This is a genomic window from Geomonas sp. Red32 (assembly GCF_023652955.1).
Taxonomy (GTDB): domain Bacteria; phylum Desulfobacterota; class Desulfuromonadia; order Geobacterales; family Geobacteraceae; genus Geomonas.
Genome location: NZ_JAKLOY010000005.1, coordinates 183,845 through 207,035, shown reverse-complemented (window position 1 = coordinate 207,035; position 23,191 = coordinate 183,845). Strand labels below are relative to the sequence as shown.

The 23,191-nt window shown below is 62.3% G+C and carries 20 protein-coding genes and 2 pseudogenes; 9 read left to right on the top strand and 13 right to left on the bottom strand.

The features are described 5' to 3' along the window. Nucleotides 1-11: 11 nt before the first annotated feature. The 4 genes from L4X63_RS14795 (at nt 12) to hisG (ending at nt 4,641) form a co-directional block, all read left to right on the top strand. Nucleotides 12-1,421 (top strand): O-antigen ligase family protein, encoded by a 1,410-nt coding sequence (locus tag L4X63_RS14795; protein WP_250679418.1) that lies wholly within the window; start codon nt 12-14, stop codon nt 1,419-1,421. 55 nt (nt 1,422-1,476) lie between these two features. Next, on the top strand, nt 1,477-2,985 hold the full coding sequence (locus L4X63_RS14790; RefSeq protein WP_250679417.1) for an O-antigen translocase: 1,509 nt from the start codon (nt 1,477-1,479) through the stop codon (nt 2,983-2,985). Between the two features lie 262 nt (nt 2,986-3,247). Beyond that, on the top strand, nt 3,248-3,625 hold the full coding sequence (gene hisI, locus L4X63_RS14785; protein WP_250679416.1) for a phosphoribosyl-AMP cyclohydrolase: 378 nt from the start codon (nt 3,248-3,250) through the stop codon (nt 3,623-3,625). Nucleotides 3,626-3,765: 140 nt separating this feature from the next. Beyond that, nucleotides 3,766-4,641: an ATP phosphoribosyltransferase gene (gene hisG / locus L4X63_RS14780; RefSeq protein ID WP_250679415.1), complete on the top strand. Its 876-nt coding sequence runs from the start codon at nt 3,766-3,768 to the stop codon at nt 4,639-4,641. 682 nt (nt 4,642-5,323) lie between these two features. On the opposite strand, the gene L4X63_RS14775 is transcribed toward hisG, so the two are convergent. The 8 genes from L4X63_RS14775 to L4X63_RS14740 form a co-directional block, all read right to left on the bottom strand. Next, nucleotides 5,324-5,995: a hypothetical protein gene (locus L4X63_RS14775; protein WP_250679414.1), complete on the bottom strand. Its 672-nt coding sequence runs from the start codon at nt 5,993-5,995 to the stop codon at nt 5,324-5,326. 168 nt (nt 5,996-6,163) lie between these two features. Next, nucleotides 6,164-6,589 (bottom strand): acyl-CoA thioesterase, encoded by a 426-nt coding sequence (locus L4X63_RS14770; RefSeq protein ID WP_250679413.1) that lies wholly within the window; start codon nt 6,587-6,589, stop codon nt 6,164-6,166. 144 nt (nt 6,590-6,733) lie between these two features. Continuing rightward, nucleotides 6,734-7,441: a response regulator gene (locus L4X63_RS14765; RefSeq protein ID WP_250679412.1), complete on the bottom strand. Its 708-nt coding sequence runs from the start codon at nt 7,439-7,441 to the stop codon at nt 6,734-6,736. Beyond that, complete coding sequence (locus L4X63_RS14760) at nt 7,438-8,973, bottom strand: DUF4118 domain-containing protein (protein WP_250679411.1); 1,536 nt, start codon at nt 8,971-8,973, stop codon at nt 7,438-7,440. The genes L4X63_RS14765 and L4X63_RS14760 overlap by 4 nt, the downstream gene beginning before the upstream one ends. A 231-nt stretch (nt 8,974-9,204) precedes the next feature. Then, nucleotides 9,205-11,187 carry an APC family permease gene (locus L4X63_RS14755; RefSeq protein WP_250679410.1) on the bottom strand — a complete coding sequence of 661 codons (1,983 nt, stop codon included), beginning with the start codon at nt 11,185-11,187 and terminating at the stop codon, nt 9,205-9,207. A gap of 116 nt (nt 11,188-11,303) precedes the next feature. Continuing rightward, the gene (locus tag L4X63_RS14750) at nt 11,304-11,522 is read right to left on the bottom strand and encodes a hypothetical protein (RefSeq protein WP_250679409.1); all 219 of its coding nucleotides are present in this window, start codon (nt 11,520-11,522) and stop codon (nt 11,304-11,306) included. 237 nt (nt 11,523-11,759) lie between these two features. Continuing rightward, entirely contained in the window at nt 11,760-11,951 is a 192-nt protein-coding gene (locus L4X63_RS14745) for a hypothetical protein (protein WP_250679408.1), read from the bottom strand. A 234-nt stretch (nt 11,952-12,185) separates the two neighbouring features. Continuing rightward, entirely contained in the window at nt 12,186-14,048 is a 1,863-nt protein-coding gene (locus tag L4X63_RS14740) for a phosphoenolpyruvate carboxykinase (GTP) (RefSeq protein WP_350339193.1), read from the bottom strand. A gap of 688 nt (nt 14,049-14,736) precedes the next feature. Between L4X63_RS14740 and rd the strand changes: the two genes are divergently transcribed. Continuing rightward, nucleotides 14,737-14,895, top strand: coding sequence for a rubredoxin (rd, locus tag L4X63_RS14735; RefSeq protein ID WP_250679406.1), 159 nt, complete (start codon nt 14,737-14,739; stop codon nt 14,893-14,895). A gap of 32 nt (nt 14,896-14,927) precedes the next feature. Here rd and L4X63_RS14730 read toward each other — a convergent pair whose 3' ends face one another. After that, nucleotides 14,928-15,998, bottom strand: a complete 1,071-nt coding sequence (locus L4X63_RS14730; RefSeq protein ID WP_250679405.1) for a pyridoxal-phosphate-dependent aminotransferase family protein — start codon at nt 15,996-15,998, stop codon at nt 14,928-14,930. 305 nt (nt 15,999-16,303) lie between these two features. On the opposite strand from L4X63_RS14730, the gene L4X63_RS14725 reads away from it, so the two are divergent. After that, entirely contained in the window at nt 16,304-19,327 is a 3,024-nt protein-coding gene (locus L4X63_RS14725) for a hybrid sensor histidine kinase/response regulator (RefSeq protein ID WP_250679404.1), read from the top strand. 42 nt (nt 19,328-19,369) lie between these two features. Here L4X63_RS14725 and L4X63_RS23920 read toward each other — a convergent pair. Continuing rightward, nucleotides 19,370-19,561: pseudogene (locus L4X63_RS23920) on the bottom strand (PDZ domain-containing protein); the annotation flags it as partial. Next, nucleotides 19,543-19,674: a hypothetical protein gene (locus L4X63_RS23680; RefSeq protein WP_502799918.1), complete on the bottom strand. Its 132-nt coding sequence runs from the start codon at nt 19,672-19,674 to the stop codon at nt 19,543-19,545. The pseudogene L4X63_RS23920 and the gene L4X63_RS23680, both read right to left, overlap by 19 nt. Nucleotides 19,675-19,883: 209 nt before the next feature. Between L4X63_RS23680 and L4X63_RS14715 the strand changes: the two genes are divergently transcribed. Both L4X63_RS14715 and L4X63_RS14710 read left to right on the top strand, forming a co-directional pair. After that, nucleotides 19,884-20,666 carry a DNA-formamidopyrimidine glycosylase family protein gene (locus L4X63_RS14715; RefSeq protein WP_250679403.1) on the top strand — a complete coding sequence of 261 codons (783 nt, stop codon included), beginning with the start codon at nt 19,884-19,886 and terminating at the stop codon, nt 20,664-20,666. 222 nt (nt 20,667-20,888) lie between these two features. Further along, on the top strand, nt 20,889-21,413 hold the full coding sequence (locus L4X63_RS14710) for a DUF4142 domain-containing protein (protein WP_250679402.1): 525 nt from the start codon (nt 20,889-20,891) through the stop codon (nt 21,411-21,413). A gap of 152 nt (nt 21,414-21,565) precedes the next feature. Here the strand turns inward: L4X63_RS14710 and L4X63_RS24025 are convergent. Beyond that, nucleotides 21,566-21,661 (bottom strand): annotated as a pseudogene (locus L4X63_RS24025) (4-alpha-glucanotransferase); the annotation flags it as partial. Between the two features lie 281 nt (nt 21,662-21,942). After that, the gene (locus L4X63_RS14705; RefSeq protein WP_250679401.1) at nt 21,943-22,413 is read right to left on the bottom strand and encodes a MarR family winged helix-turn-helix transcriptional regulator; all 471 of its coding nucleotides are present in this window, start codon (nt 22,411-22,413) and stop codon (nt 21,943-21,945) included. Nucleotides 22,414-22,552: 139 nt separating this feature from the next. Here L4X63_RS14705 and pal point away from each other — a divergent pair, with 139 nt between their 5' ends. After that, a complete protein-coding gene (pal, locus tag L4X63_RS14700) occupies nt 22,553-23,173 on the top strand; it encodes a peptidoglycan-associated lipoprotein Pal (protein WP_250679400.1) in 621 nt (206 codons plus the stop codon). Nucleotides 23,174-23,191 lie beyond the last annotated feature (18 nt).

The following is a 23,191-nucleotide window of genomic DNA, read 5'->3' as shown; positions in this document are numbered from 1 at the left end:
GTGCATATTTTATGGAGAGATACGCCGCCCTGGCAGCCTGCCTCGTCTTTATCCTGATCGTCTTTTGGAGGGATCGGAAGCTTCGCCCCGTGCCTTCGTGGGGGACGTGGGTGGTTTTTATCTGGGTGGTGGTGATCGGGTCGAAGTCAGCCGGCTACTGGTTCGGGGCCGAAGCCAACATGGACAGCCTCGACAACTACATCGAGGGGAGCCCCCTCGACCGCAACATCTACCTTTCCCTGATCTGCCTCGGAGCCTTCGCCCTTTACCGCCGTTCCATCAACTGGTGGAAGGTGATCTCGGCAAACCCGTGGCTGGCTCTTTTCTTCTGCTACTGCGGAGTCAGCATCGTCTGGTCCGACTTTCCCTTCGTCAGCTTCAAGCGCCTGGTGAAGGATCTCGGCAACCTGATCATGATCCTCGTTCTGTTCACCGAGGCCGATCCGGTGGGGGCCTTCCGGGCGGTCCTCTCCCGTTACGTCTGCTGTGCTGTCCCGCTCTCCGTGCTGCTGATCCTGTACTTCCCCGAGTACGGCCTCTCCTACAATCCCCAGACCGGGGACATCCTCTACGTAGCCATCACCACCGACAAGAATGAGCTTGGCGTGGTGCTGGCGGTCTCCGGGCTCTTCCTGGTGTGGGAATTCGTGGAGTTGATGCTTCACGAATTCCGGAAGGGGAAGTTCGCCGATCTGCTGGTGAGAGGGACGCTCCTGATCCTGATCGGTTACCTGATCGTGATCGCCCGCAGTGCCACCGCTCTCCTCTGTCTGGCCGGCGGGAGCACCATTCTGATCCTAATGCGCTTTGCCGGTTTCCGCAGCCAGATCAGGCACCTGGGACTCTACAGCCTGCTCGGAGGGTGCACGCTGGCCACCCTTTTCGTCTTCACCGATTTCACCGATATGCTGGTCAAGTCGGTGGACAAGGACATCACCTTCACCGGCAGGACCGACATCTGGGCCGGACTATTGAGCGAGCAGGTCGATCCGCTGATCGGCACCGGCTACAGCAGTTTTTGGCTGAAGCCCTCCATGATGGGACAGTTTCACAACATCATCCAGGCCCACAACGGGTACCTCGACACCTATCTCAACGGCGGACTCATCGGTCTTGCCCTCCTGCTCTGTGTCATTGCCGCCACCGCAGGGAAGGTCCGCCGCCAGGTGCTCGACGGCAGCAACTTCGCGCTGCTGCTCTTCTCCGCCTTCGTCATCTCGCTTTTCTACAACCTGAGCGAGACCATGTTCAACCGGCTGAACCTGGTCTGGTTCATGTTCCTCCTGGCAGCAGTCGATTTCTCCTGTGACTACCGGACAAGCGAAGAGCTCCCTACCTCGGCCGGCTGGTCCCTCGCGGCCAGGCGGGCGGCCGGTACCCTCCCTTGCAAATCGACGTCTCCCCGCCCGATCAGGGAATAAGGGCAGCGGCGAGGGGCGTTCCCCCGCCGGGCACGGGCAGAACAAAGGTAACTTCATGGAAGAGACCTCCGGAAAGACCGACCGGCAGATCCTGAAATCGACCTTCGTGATGGGGGCCTCTTCTATCGTGAACTCGTTGCTGGGGATCGTCCGTACCAAGGCCATCGCCATCCTTCTCGGTCCGGCGGGAATGGGGCTCACCGGCATCTACATCACCATAACCAACGTGGTCGGCACCCTTTCGGGGATGGGCGTTGGGGACAGCGGAGTACGGCAGATTGCGGGCGCCTTCGGGGCGGGGGATCCGGTGGCGGTCGCGCGGACGGTGAAGGCGGTCCAAAGGATGGCGCTCCTTTTCGGCCTCGCCGGGCTCGCCGTCACGCTCATCTTCCGCTCGGGGATCAGCAGCCTCACCTTCGGGCACGCGGGACATGCGGTCGACGTCGCCCTTTTATCGTTGACCGTCTTCTTCGGAGCGGTCTCCGCCGGCCAGACCGCTCTCATCCAGGGGATGCGGCGGATCGCCGATCTGGCCAAAGTCAGCATCTGCGGCGCCTTGCTTGGCACCGTCCTGAGCGTCCCCGCCATCTACTTCCTGGGCGAGCGCGGCATCGTACTCTACCTGGTCATCGTCTCGGCAACCGCCTTTCTCGCATCCTGGTGGTACAGCTCGCGCATCCCGATCCCGGCGGTGGCGACGAACTGGCGGAGCATCCTGCAAGACGCCCGGCCGCTTCTCAAGCTGGGGCTCGCCCTGATGTCGGGGGCGCTGATGTCCGCCGGGACCCAGTACCTCTTGCGGGTGCTGATCGTCCGCGAGATGGGCCTTCCGGCTGCGGGGGCCTACCACGCTTCGACCACCCTCTCCCTCGTCTACGTGGGGGTGATCCTCAACGCCATGCTCACCGACTTCTACCCGCGGCTCTCCGCCGTTTCCCACGATCACGACGCCTGCACGACCCTTATCAACAAGCAGATCGAAATCGGGCTGCTGCTGGCGGTGCCGGGAATCTTGGCCATCATGACCTTCGCCCCGCTGGTGATCGTGATCTTCTATTCGAGCAAGTTCACCCTGGCGGCGGAGGTCCTCAAGTGGCAGGTGCTGGGAGTTCTGCTCCAAGTGGTTTCCTGGCCGATGGGATTCATGCTGCGGGCGAAGGGAAACGGCAAACTCTTCTTTCTGACCGAGCTCTTCGCGAACCTGACCCTGCTGACCCTCGCCTGGCTGGCGATGAAGCGCTTCGGCGTCCCGGGCATCGGCATGGCCTTCTTCGCCATGAACCTCGCCTATTGGCTGCTGATCTTCCTGGTCGACCACTTCAACTACGGTTTCCTATTCACTACAGCCAACCTTCGCATCGCGGCGATCTTCAGCATCTCAACCTGCACGGTCTTCCTCACTCCCTACCTTTTATCCGGCCCGTTCCACCTGGCAATCAATTCCCTCATCACCCTCGCCGTTGGGGCCTTCTCCTTCTGGGCGCTCTGCGACAAAGCGAAGGCCGAGATGGTCCCCGCCATCTTCCACAAAATCCGCCGCGCTCTGGGCGCCAACGCGAACTGAACCCGACTTGCTAGCCCCTAAAAACCTCCCTCACCCGTCAAACGGGCGAGGGTATAACTTGAGGGGCCTTCGGCACCCTCTCTCCTGAAGGGCGCGGGACTGTAATATTTCACGAAAAGTGGCAACGGGGCCTCCTCTTTCAAGGGGAGGGAGCGGGGAGGCTGGAGTGACCGCAGTTGAGGATTCAATTGACACCGCCCCGCCCTACAGTGTATTAAAAGCTACTTTTGTTCCGAATTCGGCAGGCGCAAGGATTGAGAAAATGATCAAAATCGATTTCGAGAAGATGGGTGGTCTGATCCCGGCGGTCATCCAGGATTATGAGAGCGGCGATGTGCTGATGGTCGCTTTCATGGACGAGAAAACGCTTAACCTGACGCTGAAAGACAAGAAGACCTGGTTCTTCAGCCGCACCCGCAACAAGTACTGGATGAAGGGCGAGGAGTCCGGCAATACCCAGGACGTCATCGAGGTGCTGACCGACTGCGACGCCGACACCGTGGTCATCAAGGTCAAGCAAAACGGCCCCGCCGCCTGCCACACCGGAAACCGCAGCTGCTTCTACGTGAAATACGAGGACGGCGAATGGGTGGAGCACTCCAATCCCCTCTTCGATCCCGCGCAGGTCTACAAGAAATAACGTAAACCGCCGCCCATGCCCGATGACGCAGCCCTCCGGCCCATCGCGGCAGGGAGGCTGCGTCCATGCATGGTCCGGTTACCGGTGAATCCTACGGGAGTCGAAGGGCGGCTCCGATCACTTTCAAATGGGGACATGCAATGGAAAAGTTACTGAAACTGGGGATACCGAAGGGAAGCCTGGAAGACGCCACGGTCGAGCTTTTCAAGAAGGCCGGCTGGAAGATATCGATCTCCTCCCGCAGCTATTTTCCGGGGGTGGATGACGACGAAATGAAGTGCTCCCTGATCCGTCCGCAGGAGATGGGGAAATACGTCGAGCGCGGGACCATCGACGTTGGCATCGCCGGCCGCGACTGGATTCGCGAGAACGACTCCGACGTCGTCGAAGTCTGCGACATGGTCTACTCAAAGGTTTCCCGCCGTCCCGCCCGCTGGGTGCTGGTGGTGAACGGCGACTCCAAGGTGAAGGGTCCCGAGGATCTGCACGGCGCCACCATCTCCACCGAGCTGGTCGGCTTCACCAAGCGCTACTTCGCCGAGCGTAACATCCCGGTCAACGTCGAGTTCTCCTGGGGAGCCACTGAGGCCAAGGTCGTCGAGGGGCTGTGCGACGCCATCGTGGAGGTGACGGAGACCGGTTCCACGATCAAGGCCAATGGCCTCAGGATCGTCTGCGAGCTGATGGAGTCCGTTCCGGTGATGGTCGCCAACAAGGCCGCCTGGGACAATCCGTGGAAGCGCGAGAAAATCCAGCAGATCGCGACCCTGCTCCAGTCGGCGCTGCGTGCCGAAGGGATGGTCGGCCTCAAGATGAACGCCCCCGGCAACAAGGTGGCCGCCATTACCGAGATCATCCCGAGCCTCAACCGTCCCACCATCTCCAACCTCTACAATTCCGACTGGGTCTCCATCGAAAGCATCATGCCCGAGAAGGAAGTCCGCCGCATCGTCCCCGAGCTCATCAAGCTCGGCGCCGAGGGAATCGTCGAATACTCACTCAACAAGATCATTTAGTGGCTCCGATCGATGCCATGCAACCAACAAGAACGGCCGCCCCACTGAAGGCGGCCGTTCTTGTTTCAAAGGGTTCAGTGGTTTTGGAACAGAAAGCTCAGTTGCCAGACGATGATCATGGGGGGTGTAAAAGAAATCGCGATTTCTGAACGAACGTCGTCGGTGCCGGAAAAGAAATCTCGATTTCTGAACGAACGTCGCCGGTGCCGGAAAAGAAATCGCGATTTCTGAACGAACGTCGACGGTGCCGGAAAAGAAATCGCGATTTCTGAACGAACGCCGCCGATGCCGGAAAAGAAATCGCGATTTCTAAACGAACGCTGCCGATGCCGGAAAAGAAATCGCGATTTCTAAACGAACGTCGTCGATGCCGGAAAAGAAATCACGATTTCTAAACGAACACCGCCGGTACCGGAAAAGAAATCACGATTTCTAAACGAACGTCGCCGGTGCCGGAAAAGAAATCGCGATTTCTAAACGAATGTCGTCGGTGCCGGAAAAGAAATCACGATTTCTGAACGAACGCCGCCGGTGCCGGAAAAGAAATCGCGATTTCTAAAGGGACTACTACGGTGCCGCTGTGGATTTGGTATCGGAAGAAGTGGGCGCCGATGCGGAGGCGTTAGGTGGAGGTAGGGTACAAAAGAGGGGGCTGCCGAGTGCGGGCAGCCCCCCTTTGCGTTCAGTGGATGATGAGGCTGACGGGCGGGGACCAAGGGCCGGGACCGTTGGGTCCGTTATGCCTGCTCCTGAAGAAGTACAGGCTCACGGGATCAAGGTTAGAGACGACCATTTTGCCGCAGGTCCGGTAATGCTCGATCATGGTTGTCCACGACTCCTCGCCCGTTGGGTTGCCTTTGCAGTACTGTAGCTGGTAGGGGCCGCCGTTTGCCATGTGATGCCCCCTCAGAATCGCCTGTCCTCTGGATCCGTTCTTCGCGGTCAATATCATGGAAACCGCCATCGGGCTGGAGGCGGAGGCCTTGCTACCCACTCCTTTTAACGGAAAAGTGTTCAAGAGAAGGTCGGGATTCTTCAATTCGTAGGCCCTCATGGTGACGTATTGAGAGCCCAACTGATAGCTGAACGCCCCACGCTCCCTCATGGAGTCCAACTCGTCCTTCTTCGTCTTGTTCCCCGCCCGGTACTCGCCGTCAAGCACGCGCAGATTGTCGGCATAGCCTAAGTAGTGGTCGGCGCCTTCCAGCCAGTCCGGCCACCCCCCTTGGGCGCCGAAGAATTTGTGGCCTTTAAGGGCGGTGCCGGTAGAGATGAGGGTAGTGACCATCTCAGGGATGGTCAGGTGACTGGTCCTCGCGTCGATCCGCAGGTAATCCTTGATCTTGTCGGACATGGGCACCTCCGATGGTTAAAGATTTTTAACTGTTTCAGGCAGTGTACTGCATAAAGGGAGGATTGCAACTGGGGGCGGTATCCTGGTTTCCTTGCGGCGGGGGAGGGGGACACAGCGGCTAAAATCCCCCCTGTCCCCCCTTCGCAAAGGGGGGGACCACAGGCTGGCTTATGCTGGCTGGTCGGCGGCGGAGAAGAGGGCGTAGACGTCGGGGCCCACGCGGGTAGGGCGGTGGGTGCGAAGGTCGATCGGGCACCAGAGGGAGCGGGCGCGGGCGAGGACTTTCTGGTCACGTGCCCTCAGGATTTCCACGTGCCGCTCGAAGAGGTTTTTCCGGGCCGTCCCGACCCAGGTCCGGCCGATCAGCTCATCATCCAGTTTCGCCGACGCAAGGTAGTCTATCTCGTGGCGAACTACCACCCATCCGATCGCCTCTCTCTGTTCCTCACTCGCCAATTCACACCAGTGGGAGGTCGAGATCTCCTGGACCCACCGCAGGTAGACGACGTTATTCACGTGCTCGAAAAAGTCAATGTCATCGGGAGAGACGGTGATCGGTTGCTCAAAGATAGTGGTGGTGAAGGTAGTTGACATTGCAGGATTTTCCTTTTCGATAAAATAGATTATCCGCCGGTGCAGGCAGTTCAAAAATCCCCCCTGTCCCCCCTTCGCAAAGGGGGGGACCTGTTTCGCGGTAAAACGTTTGAAAGGGGGGGGACCTGGCACAAGCGGAGGGCGTTAGTCAGGGCTTTTGAGGCGGTAGCCGACGCCGGGTTCGGTGATAATGAAACGGGGGCGGGAGGGATCGAGCTCGATCTTTCTCCTCAGATTGCTGATGTTCACCCTCAGGACGTGCGGCTGCTCAAGGTAGGCGGTCCCCCAGATCTGCTTCAGGATCTGGCTATGGGTCAGCACCTTCCCGGCATGGACCACGAGCATCCGCAACAGGTCGTACTCGGTCGGCGTCAGCGCCACCTGTTCTCCCCGGACGGTCACCACCCGGTGGGGAAGGTCCACCACCAGCTCCCCTACCTGGAAAACCGGCTCCGGCGCCTGCTGGAGCGACCTTCTCAGGGCCACCTTCACCCGCGCCAAAAGCTCGGCCACCCCGAACGGCTTGGTGAGATAATCGTCGGCCCCCGTGTCCAGCGCCTTCACTTTGTCGTCTTCCCGCTCCCTCACCGAAAGCACGATGATCGGTACCTGCGACCATTCCCTGATCCGCCTGATCACCTCGATCCCGTCGAGATCCGGCAGGCCCAGGTCGAGGAGGATCAGGTCCGGGCGGACCGCCACTGCGGCGGCGAGGCCGGAGTGTGCGTCGGCGGCCTGGTGGACCGAGAAGTCGGCGGTGTCGAGTGCGGTCTTCAGGAAGCGCTGGATGGCTGCTTCGTCGTCGATCACCAGTATGCGGGGAAGGTTCGTGCTGCCCTGTTCCGTGTTCATGATGGTTCCCTACCTCCTGCCGGCCAGTCCCGGTGGAGGGTGACGATTACCTTGAGCCCCCCCTCCTTCCGGTTTTCTGCCGCGATTGATCCGCCATGCGCCTCGACGATCCCCTTACAGATCGAGAGCCCGAGGCCCGTCCCACCGGCACCTTCCGGGACCGGGGTGCGATAGAACTTGTCGAAGATCTTCCCGAGGTCGTGCTCGGGGACGCCTGGCCCCCGGTCGCTCACCTCGATGACCAGGCGGTCTCCTTCGGTGCGCGCCGCTAGCTCGATCGGGCTCCCTTCGGGGGTGTGCTTGCCCGCATTTTCCAGAAGGTTGACCATCACCTGGATCATCAGCACCAGGTCCAGCGAGACCAGGGGAAGGTCCGGCTCCAGGCTCACCGACACTTCCCTCCCGCTCAGCCGTGGCTCGGCGGCGGCCAGCGCGCACCCTATCAGGTCCTGGATGTCGCACGGCTCCGGCCGGGGCTGGAGTGCGCCGGCTTCCAGGCGGGTCATGTCGAGGAGGTTAGCGACGAAACGGTTGAGCCTTTCCGCCTGGTCGCGTGCGGTCTCCAGCAGATCGGCGCGGTTCGGCGCGCTGAGCTTGTCTTCTTCCTCGACCAGGGTGCTGAGGACACCGGTGATAGCGGCGAGCGGGGTGCGGAGATCGTGGGAGATGGAGTTGAGGAGCGCCCGTTCGAGGTTTTCCCTGGCCATGAGAAGCTGGGCCTGCTGTGCCTCGCCAATCAGACGGATGCGCTCCAGCGCCATCGAGGTCTGGGTCGCGAAGGAGTTGACGAAGCGGTGCAACTGCCTCCCCTCGGGATGGCGGCTTTCGTCGATACTGATGCAGAGCACCCCCAGGACATCCGCCAGCGCTTTCAGCGGGAGAAACCTCCACGGGCTCTCGGGATAGGATCCGGTCCCCCGGCCGGCCAGGCGCCGGCTGCGGAAACTCCAGGTCGCGATCTCCTTTTCGTCGGAGTTTAGCTCCACCGCGTCGGTGGCGGCGGCCGCGAAGAGCTCTCCGTCGGCAGGGGTCAGGATCACTACCTGGGCATCCAGGCTCTGTTCTATATGCCTGAGGACGGCCGACAAAACGGCGGTGGTGTCCACGGCTGCGGCGAGATCCCTGCTCAGGTTGTAGAGGCTCGAGGTCTGCTGTTCCCGGACCCGGAGGGTCTCCAGGCTCTCCCTCACCTTGGCCACCAGTGTGCTGATGACGACCCCGACCGTGAAGAGGGTGACGAAGGTGACCAGGTATTCCTTGTCGTGGATGGTGAGCGAAAAGCGAGGGGGGACGAAGAAGAAGTCGAAGGCGACCACCCCGAGCAGCGCGGTGATGATGGCGGGCAGACGGCCGAGGAAGACGGCGGCCAGGACGACCGCCAGCAGGTAGGGCATCACCATGTTGACCGGCGAAAGGTACGGACGGGCCTGCTCGCAGAGAACGGTCGTACCCGCGACCATGGCGATGGCGAAAAGATACCGGGTGAAGGGTCCCACGTAGGGGGGATTGATGAATGGGCTGCCTCGTTTCAAAGCGGGAGCTACCTTTCTGGTTAAAAACGATATCTGAATGTATCAAATGAGATTCATTTTACAAGTGTTATTGGCCGACGGGAGGGGGCGGGGCCACCGACGGCGAAAATCCCCCCTGTCCCCCCTTCGCAAAGGGGGGGGACGTTAAGCCCTTTTCGGGGGCTCCTTCGAGTTCTCAAGAGATTCTCCGGCGGATTCTCCCTGCGGGAAACGGCCAGGTCGCCGGGTAGGCTAAATCGTGACCCGGATCGGGAGAATCACGGTGGTCAGGCCGTCCCACTGGAGCCGGCGCTGGATCGAGAAGGAGGTCTCGTTGTGCAGCATCCGGTGGTAGAACTTCTCCAGCCGGAAGGTGAGTTGCCCGGTGAAGACGGTGGAGCGCGGGAATTCCTCCCCGAGTTGCCGGCAGGCCCGCACCGCGCTTTCCACCACGTCGGTCCCCACCTCGAGCCGGTAATCGGACGCGAACCCCAGCCGCCGGGCCAGGTCGACGTACTTCTCCAGCGATTTCCGGGCGTTTTCCTCCAGTGCCGCAAGCTCCTCCGCCCCCTTGAACGAGCCGGAGTCGATGACCGCCACGGAGACGAAGATGACGTTCTGGTACGCCTTCGGGAAGGAGGTGACGATCGAGAGGAGGGTGTGGACTCCGAAGCCGCTATACGCGGAGACGAGCTGGATCGCGGTGGAATCTTTCGGCGAGGGTGGATCCATGTTGACCGGTCCGGTGGTGGGGAAATCGAGCAGGGTTTCGTCCAGTTGCATCATGCCCGCACGCACCTTGAAGTAGTGGCTCCTGATGAGGTAGCAGCAGCCGATGACCGCCGCGGTGATGAGCAGGGTGAGCCACCCCCCCTCCATGAATTTCTCCAGGATGGTGATAACGAGGATGGTGGCGCAGAGGACGAGGCCGACTAGATGCACGGAAAGGTGGCGGATCCATTGCGGGTCTTCGCGCCTCCTTTGGATGTAGAACCTCGACATCCCCAACTGAGACAGCGAAAAGGTCAGGAAGACGTTGATGGAGTACATGACCACCAGGTGCGACACGCTCCCCCGGGTGTAGATCAAGAGGGCGATGGAGGCGGCTCCCATAAGGACGATGCCGTTACGCATGGTGAGCCGGACCGACAGCGCGGCGAAACTGTGGGGGAACCAGGAGTCCACCGCCATGTTGGACATGACCCGCGGGCCGTCCACGAAGCCGGTTTGCGCGGCCACCAGGAGCAGCGCTCCCTCGGAGAAAATCGTCACGAAGGCGAGGGCGTTTCCGAAGCGCCAGTGCCCGAAGAGGGAATCGGCCAGCACTGCGTTGAGGGTTCTCCCCTCCACCGGCCTGATCCCGATCAGCGAATAGCAGAGAAAGAGCACTCCCGCGGTGAAGGCGAGGGAGACCGCCATGTAGACCATGGTCCGCTTTCCGGTCTGGACCCGCGGCTCCCGCATGATCTGGAGTCCATTGGAGACCGCCTCGATGCCGGTGTAGGTACCGCCCCCCAGGGAGTAGGCCCGGAGAAAGAGCAGCATGATCCCGAAGGCCCCGATGGTCGAGAGGTCATGGGAGAGCCCGGCGTGGAAATCGCTGGTCAGCGGCCCGAATCGATCGGTATGGGTTAAGATCCCGTCGACCAGCATGAAGATATGGGTGGCCACGAAAACCATGAAGATGGGGGCCATGACGGCGATGGATTCCTTGACGCCGCGGATATTGAGGACGATCAGGAGAACGGCCAGTGCGCAGGCAACCTGCACCTTGTAGGGATGGAACTGCTGCGGAATGTAGCTGAAGAGCGCGTCGACGCAGGAGGCGATCGAGACGGTGATGGTCAGGACGTAGTCGACGAGGAGGGCGCTCCCGGAGATGACCCCTGCCTTCTCGCCGAGCATGTGGGTGGCCACGATGTAGCCGCCCCCCCCGTGCGGGAAGTGTTCGATGATGCGCGAGTAGGCGTAGGAGATGATGAAGACGGTGAGCGCCGTGAAGCACCCAAGCAGGATTGCCAGGTAGGTGTGGTTGCCGAGGGCACGGAAGGCTTCCTCGGGTCCATAGGACGAGGAGGAGAGACCATCGGCGCCCAGGCCTACCCAGGCGAGGATCGGGATCAACGACATCTTGTGGAAGAGGTGGGGATCCTTGAGGTATTTAGGCGAACCGAAGACGGCCGTCATGATACGGCTCAAAAATCCGCCCGGCGCGGCAGGTCCTTGCTGTGCCATGAGGGCCCCTTTCTCGATCTACTGGCGGCGGTGGGCGTTCAATGCTAACAGCACTATTATACTAGCGTCCGGAGCCCCAGGCAGATACAAGATGCAGTCGCAATCTCGATGGCCGTTCAGATGGCGGACCGTCTGACCCGGGCGGGATGCGGAAGCACTTTCCAGCACTGTTCGGTCACACTAAAGACCGGCACCTGGTCCGGCCCGACCGCAGGAGGGGCTATGTGGGTGGCTCCCTCTGGGAGGGCTGGCGGACCGCCGGCGACGGCTCCGGCGTCGGCGAAGTCTTCGCCCTGGTAGAACCCGCTGTCCGGCGAGTACAGGAAAATTTTCATGGTGCCACCCCCTTTCGGTCCGTCCTTCTCGTTATCTTCAGGGTAGCGCGAGGGAGCTAAAGAGGGTGTCAAAATGGGGGCATAGGAGGTAAAGAAGTTGTCAAGGGGAGGCTGATCGCAAGGGGAAGAGGACAGGCACCTGCGGGGCCAGTCCCCGGGGAGGTGGGCAAAAAAAGAGCCCCGTTGTTCGCGGGGCTCTCCCTTTCGGTATGGCGCCGGGTGGGAATCGTGAATCGGTCAGGAGACGACTTCGCAGTCATCCTCCCGCCAGCTGTCCAGAGTGCCGTCCGTGAGTTCCACCTGGACGGTGTCGCCCTCCAGCGTGCAGCCGTAGGTCAGGCCGACTTCGCCAGTAGCCCGGTTTTTCACTTTGAGCCGCTCGTCCCTTCTCTGGGTCCTGTCGCAAATCTCGGAGTATGGCCCTTTCATGGTTTCCCTCCTGAAGTTGCTTTTGCTTTAATGATATCAGTAAGTGGCGGGGGTGCAACCGGGGAAGCGGTGATGGCCTGGACCTTCCGAGGGACTGACGACGGCTGAAATCCCCCCTGTCCCCCCTTCGCAAAGGGGGGAACCCTGGCGCCGCCGCAGTTTCGCCGGATTCCCCCATAAAAAAAGGCCCCGGCGGTAAACCGGGGCCTTTCTCATGACGGATATGGTCAACGACTAGTCGTTGTACCCTTCCACCTCTTCGTACTGCTCCCAGTGCTCCGGCGAGCGCCAGAGGCCGGAAAGGATCAGCTCGCGGATGTGGAGGAACTCTTTCGGGAGACGGTCGTACATCTTCACGAAGAGCTCTTCGTGGGAGAGGATCTCTTCCTTCCACACGTCGCGGTCGATCGACATGAGCTCCCTGAACTGATCGCGGCTGACGCTGTCCAGACCGGTCCAGTCGAGGGCCTCGTAGCGCGGCATCCAGCCCAGCGGGCTCTCCACCGCGGCGCCGGCGCTCTTACCCTGCGAACGCTCGACGATCCACTTCAGGATGCGCATGTTCTCGCCGAAGCCCGGCCAGAGGAACTTGCCGTTGGCGTCCTTGCGGAACCAGTTGACGGAGAAGATGCGCGGCGGGTTCGGAGTGGTGCGGCCGATCTGGAGCCAGTGGTTGAAGTAGTCGGCCATGTGGTAGCCGGTGAACGGGAGCATGGCGAACGGGTCGCGACGGACGTTGCCGATGGCGCCGACCGCGGCTGCGGTGGTCTCGGAACCCATGGTGGCGGCCAGGTAGACGCCGTAGCTCCAGTTGAAGGCCTGGTAAACAAGCGGGATCACGTTGTTGCGGCGGCCACCGAACACGAAGGCACGCATCGGCACCCCTTTCGGGTTCTCCCACTCCGGGTCGATGGAGGGGCAGTTGGCGGCCGGGGAGGTGAAGCGGGAGTTCGGGTGGGCGGCGTTGCGGCCGCAACCGGCGGTCCACTCCTTACCCTGCCAGTCGGTCAGCTTTGCGGGGGGCTCGTCGGTCATCCCCTCCCACCAGACGTCGCCGTCCGGGGTGAGCGCCACGTTGGTGAAGATGGAGTCCTTGGAGCAGGAGTGCATGGCGTTGGGGTTGGATTTGAAGGAGGTGCCGGGGGCCACGCCGAAGAAGCCCGCTTCCGGGTTGATCGCGTAGAGCTGGCCATCGGCGCCCGGCTTGATCCAGGCGATGTCGTCGCCGACGGTGGAAACCTTCCAACCCTCTTTCTGGAGCTCTTTGGGCGGAACCAGCATGGCGAGGTTGGTCTTGCCGCAGGCGCTCGGGAAGGCGGCGCCGAGGTAGGTCTTCTCGCCGCTCGGGGACTCGATGCCGAGGATCAGCATGTGCTCGGCCAGCCACCCCTCGTCCTTGGCGATCTTGGAGGCGATCCTCAGCGCGAGGCACTTCTTGCCGAGCAGCGCGTTCCCGCCGTAGCCGGAGCCGAAGGACCAGATGGAGCGCTCCTCCGGGAAGTGGACGATGTACTTCTCCTTGTTGCACGGCCAGGGGACGTCTTTCTGGCCCGGGGCGAGCGGGGCGCCGACCGAGTGCAGGCAGGGGACGAACTCGCCGTTTTCGCCGAGGATGTCGACGACCTTCTTACCCATGCGGGTCATGATCTTCATGTTGACGGCGACGTAGGCGGAGTCGGAGATCTCCACGCCGATCTTGGCGATGTTGGAGCCCAGCGGACCCATGCTGAAGGGGATGACGTACATGGTGCGCCCCTTCATGCAGCCGGTGAACAGGCCGGTCAGGGTCTTCTTCATATCCTTGGGGTTCATCCAGTTGTTGGTCGGGCCGGCGTCGGCTTTGGAGAGGCTGCAGATGAAAGTGCGGTCCTCGACGCGGGCCACGTCACCGGGGTCGGACCAGGCGAGGTAGCTGTTCGGGCGCTTCTCGGGGTTCAGTTTACGAAAGGTGCCGGCCTGGATCAGTTCGTTGCACAGGCGGTCGTATTCCTCGTCGGTACCGTCGCACCAGTAGATGTTGTCGGGCTGGCACATGGCCGCCACTTCTTCCACCCATTTCAGTAACTGCTTGTTCTTTACCTCGTAACTCATGTCCACTCCCTCCTTTTGATGTAGGATTTCGAACTCAGTTTATGTGAACGTTTGAGGAAACAGCCGTTAGCCTCGCGCGGTTGAATTCCGATTCCCTGCAGTCGCCGATTTTGGGGGGTAGGTACCCCCTACCAGCTGTCGGCCTCCGCGGAAGAGTCGTTTCTTGGCGGTCGCAAAAGCGAAGGGAAGCCGTCCGGATCGAGGGGTGTACCACTTCCGGTGCTGGATGATTCTCTGGGCTGGTTACTTGCTACAGGGGATCTTTGTGATACGGTATGCGGGATGTGTTGAACGTATGGTGCGGGGAGATACTTCGTGAGCCCCTCGTCCTGAGTGACGAAATGCTCAATGACTTGAAGGTGCCGTCGGGCGGGACTTGATCGCAGTCTCGGCCGTGCTTGCTGAGACTTTTGCACCTGATGACGTCATTGAGCATCGATGTATCTCCTTGGACCCTCAATTTTTAATTATGACAAAGTAACACAACGGCCGTCAAAATCAAGTCTTAAATTGACGTTCACGTTGATGCCGATACACTGTCTCCCGCCGCTAAGTCAGGCTATGAGCCGAGTTACGGTGGCTCTGACAGTGGGCGGCCGCCGTTTTGAGAGTTCCGCTGCTGCGAAGATCAACGGCATCAAAACGGTTTTTGGTGGACCAGCAATCGCCACTTCACGATGAGAAAGGAGCCGCCATGGAACTCTACATCTGCACCGTCTGCCAGTACGTCTACGATCCCGAACGCGGCGACCCCGAGCACGGCATCCCGGCCGGTACCCCCTTCACCGATCTCCCCGACGACTGGCTCTGCCCGCTGTGCGGTGCCGGCAAGCAGGTCTTCCACAAAGGGTAGGCGATGAGGGGGAGGGCTTCCTCCCCCCCGTCCTACATCTCCTTGAGGATCGCCTCCATCTCGGAGGTGATTCCCTTCAGATCTTCCAGCTGCATGTCACCCATGTGGGCCACCCGGAAGGTTTTCCCCTTGAGTTTCCCATAGCCGTCGTCGAAGGCGTACCCGCGCTCGCCCAGCCGCTTTTTGAGCAGTGCCAGGTCGACCTCGCGCGTGTTGGTCGCGCAGGTGAGGGTCAGCGAGCGGTACGGCTCGGCGGGAAGGAAGCCGAAGCCGTGCTCGGCCACCCACCCCCGTACGAAGGCCGCCAGTTCCCGGTGACGGCTCCAGCGCCTCTCGAGCCCTTCGGCGAACATCCGGTCCAGCTGGCAGTCGAGCGCGTAGATGAGCGAGATCGACGGCGTGGAGGGGGTGTTGTCCTTCTCGTCGGCGGCGGCGAACTCGAGGAAGTCGAAGTAGTAGCCGCGCCCCGGCACCGTCTTGGCGCGGTCGAGGGCCTTCTGGCTCGCGGTGAAGACGGCCAGTCCCGGCGGAAGGGCGAAGGCTTTCTGGACCCCGAAGACGCAGCAGTCGATCCCCAGTTCGGCGACCGGGATCTTGAGCGCGCTCATCGAGGAGACGGTGTCGACGATGGAGACCACGTCCGGGTACTTCTTGAGCACCTGGGCGATCTCGGGAAGCGGCGACATCACGCCGGTGGAGGTCTCGTTGTGGATCAGGGTGATGGCGTCGTACTTGCCGGTGGAGAGGGCGCTCTCCACGAGCTCCGGGGTGATCGGCTCCCCCCAGGGTACCTTGAAGGCGTCGGCCTCCTTGCCGCAGGCGAGGGTGACGTTGTGCCACTTGTCGGAGAAGGCGCCGTTGCAGAAGTTGGCGCAGCGTTTCCCCACCAGGTTGCGGACCGCCCCTTCCATGGCGCCGAAGGCGCTCGAGGTCGAGAGGAAGACCCGGTCCTCGGTGAACATGAGGCGCTTGAGCTTGGTGGTCACCCCCTGGTGCAGGCGGGCGTACTCGGGCATCCGGTGACCGATCATGGGGGTGGCCATGGCTTGGAGAATTTCGGGGGCAACTTCGATAGGGCCGGGGATGAACAGTTTCTTGTGCATGGTAGGCTCCAGGGATGTGTTATCTGCGGGCAGCCGGGACGGTGGGAAGAGCTGGCAGGCGCGCGCGTGGCGCCGTTTCCGTGCTGCGGGCGGTCCAAGAACCTAACAGATGAGAGGCCGCATGTCAATTGCGGCTTTCCCGGGAGGGGCGGCCCTTTAACCGGCCGCCGTGGTGCTACCACGAGCATTCTTCTCAAGATTGCCGCGTGGCGGACGATAAGATGAAGCGACCTCCTCATTAACGTGCCGCGCAGGCGTCCCCGCCGGCCGGCTACGGGAGCGGTCTCATGATCATCGGGGGGAGCATGCAAACACACGTGCGGCGGTTCCAGGGGAGCCAGATCACCATAGCCTTCGGGGCGCTTTCCGTCGTGGCCATCGTGGTCCTCGCGGCGATCGCCGGCCTGGTCCTTCGCGAGCAGGAGATCAAGGTCTGGCGGAAGCAGATGAGCAACAACTCGCTGTTTCTCTCCGAGCATGTCTACCAGACCATGGCCTCCTCCTACATCGCCCTCGATGTCATCGCGGAAAGGGTGCGGCTGGCGGGGGCTGACGACGAGGCGACCTTCCGCAAGCGGATGGCCACCCAGGAATTCTTCACCCTCTTGAAGGACAAGACCGAGAACCTCCCGCAGGTCGACGTGGCCACCATCGTGGCCGACAACGGCGACGTCCTCAACTTCACCCGCTCCTTCCCCCCGCCCCCCATAAACCTCTCCGACCGCGATTACTTCAAGGCCCAGGCCGGGGGACAGGCGGACGACTTCATCAGCATCGCGGTCCGCAACAAGGGGAACGGCAAGTGGGTCTTCTACATCAGCCGCCGGATCGACAACTCCCGCGGCGACATGCTCGGGCTGGTCCTGGTCGGGATCTCGGTGGACGTCTTCACCAAGTTCTACGAGCGGCTGGGGGCGAACCTCGGCTCCGACGCGGCGATCACGCTCTACCGCAACGATTTTTCGGTGCTGACCCGCTGGCCGCGCAAGGACGCGCTGATCGGCAAGGTCAACACCACCGGCACCACCTACGCCATCGTCCATAAGGAGAAGAAGGACAGCGACGTCATGTACACGGCGGGCCCCCGCTTCTCGGAGGGGGGGCGCAACGTCGCCAGGCTGGGCGCCGCCCGGGTAGTCCCGCGCTACCCGCTGATCGTGGGGATGACAGTTACCGAGGACCTCTTCCTCGCCAATTGGTACCGGACCATCAAGGGGATCGCGGTCATCGCCTTCGTCTGCATCGGCGCGCTCTTGACCGGCCTCGCGGTCATCATCAAGGGGATCCGCCAGCGCGAGGCGGATCTCGCTCTCAGCATCGAACTGAAGCACCGGGCGGAGGCGGCCAACCGCGCCAAGAGCGAGTTCGTCGCCAACATGAGCCACGAGATCCGCACCCCGATGAACGGCATCGTCGGCATGACCGATCTCCTCCAGGAGACCGAGCTGAGCTCCGAGCAGCAGACCTACCTCCGCTCCATGAAGATTTCCGCCGAAAACCTGATGGAGATCATCAACGACATCCTCGACTTCTCAAAGATCGAGGCGGGAAGGATCGACCTGGACGAGGCTCCCTTCATGCTCAGGAGCATGCTCGGGCAGACGCTGAGAAGCGTATCGGCGCGGGCCTCCCAGAAGGGGCTCGAGGTGGTCTTCTACGCGGACCCCGACGTGCCGGACGCGCTGGTGGGGGACTCGCTCAGGCTTCGCCAGGTGCTGATCAACCTGGTGGGGAACGCAGTCAAGTTCGCCGAGCGGGGGATCGTCAAGATCCTGGTCGACGTGGAGGAGAACCGCGCGGACGCCGTGCTGCTCCGCTTCCAGGTCGTCGACCAGGGGGTGGGGATCGCCCCGGACCTGCAGAACAAAATCTTCGATGCCTTCGAGCAGGGGGACGCCTCGACCACCAAGCGCTTCGGCGGAACCGGCCTCGGGCTCGCGATCTGCCGCCGGCTCGTGAACCTGATGGGGGGAGAGATCTCCGTTACCAGCGAGCCGGGAACGGGAAGCTGCTTTACCTTCACCACCCTTGTCAAGCTCCACGGGGAGCCCCTTCTCGAGCCCCCCGGCCGGGACCTCCTCCAGGGGGTTCCTGTGCTGGTGGTGGACGATCTCTCCATCAACCGGGACCTGCTCACTGCCTTCCTCACCCGGTGGGGGATGACGGTGACGGCGGCGGAGGGTACCGAGGCGGCGCTCGCCGCCTTGCAACGGATGCGTGAGGAGTCCGCCCTGCCCCGTCTTTTGCTGACCGACCTCCGGATGCCAAATGCGGATGGATGGGAGCTCGCGCAGAAGGTGCGGGAGGATAAGGCCTACGACGGAATTTCCATCGTCATCATGCCGAGTGCCGGTACCCGGGGCGACGCCCGGCGCTGCCGCGAGCTGAAGATCCAGGGATACCTCCCCAAACCGGTCATTCACGAGGAGCTTCGGGAGGCGATCGTCTCGGTGTTGATGGGAGCCGCGGCCTCCGGTGCGGCGTCGGCGGCGGATCCCGCCAGCCAGGAAGGGCGAACAGGGCTCCGTGTCCTGGTGGCCGACGACGTGGACATCAACCGCGAGATCGTGCGGGTCATCGTGGAGCGGCAGGGACACCGGGTGACCGAGGTCTGCGACGGCCAGCAGGCGGTGGACGCCTGCCGGGCCAGGTCCTTCGACATCGTCTTCATGGATATGCAGATGCCGGTCCTGGACGGGTACGGCGCGATCCGGGCGCTACGGAGCCTGGGGGTGAAGACCCCGGTGGTAGCCATGACCGCTTATGCCTTGAAAGGGGACCGGGAGAAATGTCTGCTGGCGGGGGCCGACGATTATCTCTCCAAACCGGCCCGCCCTGCCGAGTTGCTGAGCGTCCTCAAGAAGATGGTTCCCGATCCCGGCGATGGGGCGGCAAGCGCTGCCCCCGCTGCTGGGAGGACCTCGGTGACTCAGGAAGTGACCGCTCTCGAGAGCGTTTCGGCGGTGGAGGCCGCCGAAGGCGAAGCCGCTCCCCAGCCCCTTGCGGTCTTCGACCGCGCCGAGCTCGTCGAGCGGCTGGGTGGCGCCGAGGAGATGGTGGAAACCTTCCTCGGGATGTTCAAGGGATCGGCATCCTCTCACCTGGAGGCCCTGCGAGAGGCGGTAGGGGAGGGGGATCCCGTCAAGGTTCGCGGCCAGGCGCATGCCATCAAGGGCGCCGCGGCCAACATCTCGGCAGCGAAGATACGCTCGCTGGCCGCTTCCATCGAGGCCAAAGGGAAGGATGGGGAGTTGAGCGGAGTCCCGGAGTTGCTGGCCGAGCTGGAGACGAGTTTCGCTGAGTTCGTAGCGGAGACGGAGAGTAAGTAAATAGGCGGGCTGAAATCCGGTGAAAAAAGGGCCCCCTTTGGCTTTGGCCAGGGCGCCGTTGAGTTCGGCCACCGTCCCTACCGGCCGCCGGTTCGCCTCCACGATCACATCCCCCTCCTGAATTCCCGCCTCCTCCGCCTGGCTTCCATCGTCGACGCCGGTCACCACCAGTCCCCGCTTTTCCCCGATTTCCAGGTGACTCCTAAGCTCCGGGGTCAGTTCCTCAAGCTCCATCCCCTGGCTCTGCTCCGGCGCCTGCTTGCCGCGGGCCTGGCTCTTCTCCTTCTCCCCTGCCCCCCTGACACGATGGCGGTGTTGATGCCGATCACCTCTCCCCTGAGGTTGATCAGCGGGCCGCCGCTGTTCCCGGGATTGGCAGCCCGCGCAGTTCACGAGGGGGGGCGTTACCCGGCGATGCCCTCGCTACCCCCCGCCGTTATCGCCTAGCCGCCGTCCCCCGCTGGCAGAAGCGCCCGCTGCCGGTATAGTTCCTTTATGAGACGTACCGCTTCCGCCCTCACGGGGGAGTGATTGCCACGCTGTCAAGGAGGATGCCATGCCGGAACTTCCCGATCTCACCGTTTTTGCCGCCAATCTTGCCAAGGCGGTCACCGGCAAGGCGATCGCCGCAGTCGAATTCCGAGGCAAGCGGCTCAACGCCGCTCCCGGCGAACTCTCCCGCTCCCTGGTCTCCAGACGCGTCGCCGCGGTTGAGCGGGCCGGGAAGGAGATCTCCTTCCGCATGGACAACGGCGCCGCCCTCTTCGTCCACCTCATGCTGAAGGGGGTCTTCCAGTTTTCAGACAGTGAGCACGTCCTCCAGCTCCCCTCCCTCATCCTGGCCCTTTGCTTCTCGGATGACACCGCCCTGGCCGTGACCGATCCCAAACGCCTGGCGGCGGTAAATCTGAATCCGCGGGTCGACGAACGGGTGCCGGACGCCCTGGCGGTCACCCGGGAGTACCTGGAAAACGTCTTCCGGCAGCGGCCGCGGGTGCCGGTCAAGACACTGCTGATCGACCAGAAGGTCGTCAAGGGGATCGGCAACGCCTACTCCGACGAGATCCTCTGGAAGGCGAGGATTTCGCCGAAGTCGCTCGCGGGCAAGGTCCCTTCCGAAGGGGTGGATGCGCTGGTGGAGGCGATTCCGGCAGTCCTGCGCCACGCCATCGACGAGCTCAAACGCAGGACGCCGGACGCGATCTCGGGGGAGATGCGGGACTTCCTCAACGTCCACGTCTCCGGGCGCAAGCTCTCGCCCACCGGCCACCCCATCATCAAGGAGGAGATCAATTCCAAGATCACCTACTACACCGAGGAGCAGCGGCTCTACCGGTGACGGCAGCCTCGGCGGGACAGCCCAGCTCATAGCAGGCTTTACTCGATATGGCGCGGTCCCCTTCTGCCGATGGTGACCGCGCCGGGACGGGACGAAGGACGGGCGTTGCCGTTAGTCATCGACAGGGATTAAAATCAAGGGGACCGTTGACATTCGCACGGCCGTGGGTAACTTTAGAAAGTTAAATTTTTCCAATAAAAAGAGATCATCAAGGAGGTTGCGATGAGAAAGGTAGTCGGATTGATGGCCGTGATATCCCTGTTGGTGTTCGGCGGCATGGTTCTTACCGCTCAGGGCGCAGACAAGTTGACGGCGCCGGAAAAGGCTTTCATGAAGGATGCGGCCAGCGGCGGCGACATGGAGGCCCAGCTCGGCAAGGTGGCCCAGGCCAACGGTTCCGCGCAGGAGGTCAAGGATTTCGGGAAGCGGATGGAAACCGACCACACCAAGGCCGGTGACGAGCTCAAGGCGCTGGCGGCCCAGAACAACCTGCAGCTTCCGGCCCAGATGGAGCGCAAGGACAAGGCCATGCTCGACAAGCTCTCCAAATACACGGGGGCGGAGTTCGACAAGAAGTACATGCATGCCATGGTGATGGACCACAAAAAGGACATCGCCAAGTTCAAGTCCGCTTCCAAGAAGGCCAAAGATCCTGCCCTGAAGCAGTGGATCGACAAGACCCTCCCTACCCTGGAAGAGCACTTTGACCTCGCCAAGAGCACCGCGGCGAAGGTTGGCGCGAAGTAGCCTTTCGTCTCCCTCCCCCCGGCCGGGGGGAGGGACTCCCTCTGGAAATCGACGGGCCCGGCCGTACCTCCTCGCCAGATCGGCAAGCCGCTCCGCGTGCCGGCTATACTCTCCTTCCTTGAACCTCCAGAGCCAGTTCCCTTCCGCCTTTCCGGGTAGTTCATCCGCGGCTCCGCCCCGACCACGTCCTGCATCTGCACGATGGCGGTGTTGGCTACCGACATCATGGCGGCCCTGATGAAGTCCCCGTTGACGTCGTCACGAGGTAGCGTGCCACCACGTCGCGGTCTTCAGGCGTCCCTTGCCGGAGATCCTTGCCGATGAACGGCAGGGTGGGGTAGTGCGCTCATAAGCGCGTTGGGGAAGTCGTGGGTCGTAACCGGTAGGGGGAGGGGAGGGAGGTAACGTGACAGAGGATTCCGCTACCGCGTCGTATCATGCTGCCTCCAGGGTTGCGCCCAAGGCGCTTGGTTGGCAAAAATAAATCTTCCGATTTTGCCATGGCCTGCCCTGAATCAACGGAGGAGTGTCACCCGAGGCTGAGTGGCTGCGGGGTGATCTTCTCGGCCCCCAGTATCCGGACCATGAGCTTCATCCCTTCCACCACCAGGTCCAGCTCCTGTTCGCCGAGGGCCTCGAGCCCCTTGAGGAGCATGGTCTGCGCAGCCTGCGGGGCGTTGGCCACCACCTCCTCACCTTTGGGGGTAAGCGCCAGGTCGACCGCGCGCCGGTCGTCCTGCGAGCGGGTCCGCGTCACCAGCCCCTTGGCCTCCAGCCGGTCGACGATACCTACCACGGTGGCGGGGCGCAGGTACATTCCGGCGGCCAGCGTCGAGAGCCGCATCGGGGCCGCGGTGAATAACAGCTGCAGGGCCCAAAGCTGCGGCCCGGTAAGACCGGTCTCTCTCTCGGCGGTGCGGGAGTACTGGTTGATGGCGTGGTAGATTCGCCGGAGGTCGTTGATGGCTTCCTCTATCTCCTGCCGCTTTTTTTTTCGCACCCGACCTCCCGAAGCCGCTTGACAAACTCATTAGCGTGCCAGATAATTAGTGACGCAAATTATATCCGTCCCAAACTATCGCGTCAAGCAGAGACTGGGACGAACCATCCAAACGTGCTGGAAGTCTAAGGAGGCAGTGATGAAGAAGCAGGTGGTAGCTCTGGTGGCGTTGGCAGGTTTTCTCACCTTCGCAGGTGGCTGTGCCAAGCAGGAAACGGTAAAGAAGGAGGAGCCGATCGCTCCGTCCGCCACGGCCGCCAAGGCGCCCGCCCCGCAGGCACCGGCCCCGAGCGCCAACGCTGGCCAGGACAATTCGCGAGTGAAGCCGGAGACCGTCCAGCCGGACGCTGCCGCGGCAGGACAGGCCGCCAAAGCTGACCAGGCGGCAAAGGCTGCCGCTGGCGACGCTGCCCAGGCGGCCGAACTGAAGGCCGGGCTGGAAAAAGTGTACTTCGACTTCGACTCCGCCTCCCTTTCCAAGGAGGCCCGCGTGCGCCTTGGCAAGGACGCCGAGCTGATCAGGAAGGACTCGGGGGCGAAGGTCCAGATCCAGGGGAACTGCGACGAGCGCGGCTCTGACGACTACAACCTGGCGCTCGGCGAAAAGCGTGCCCAGGCTGCCAAGAAGTACCTGACCTCCCTCGGGGTCCCGGCCGATCGTCTCTCGGTGATCAGCTACGGGAAGGAAAAACCGGCCGATGCCGGTCACGACGAGGCCGCATGGGCCAAGAACCGCCGCGACGAGCTGGTGGTACGGTAGGGTCATCCGGCGGGCCGG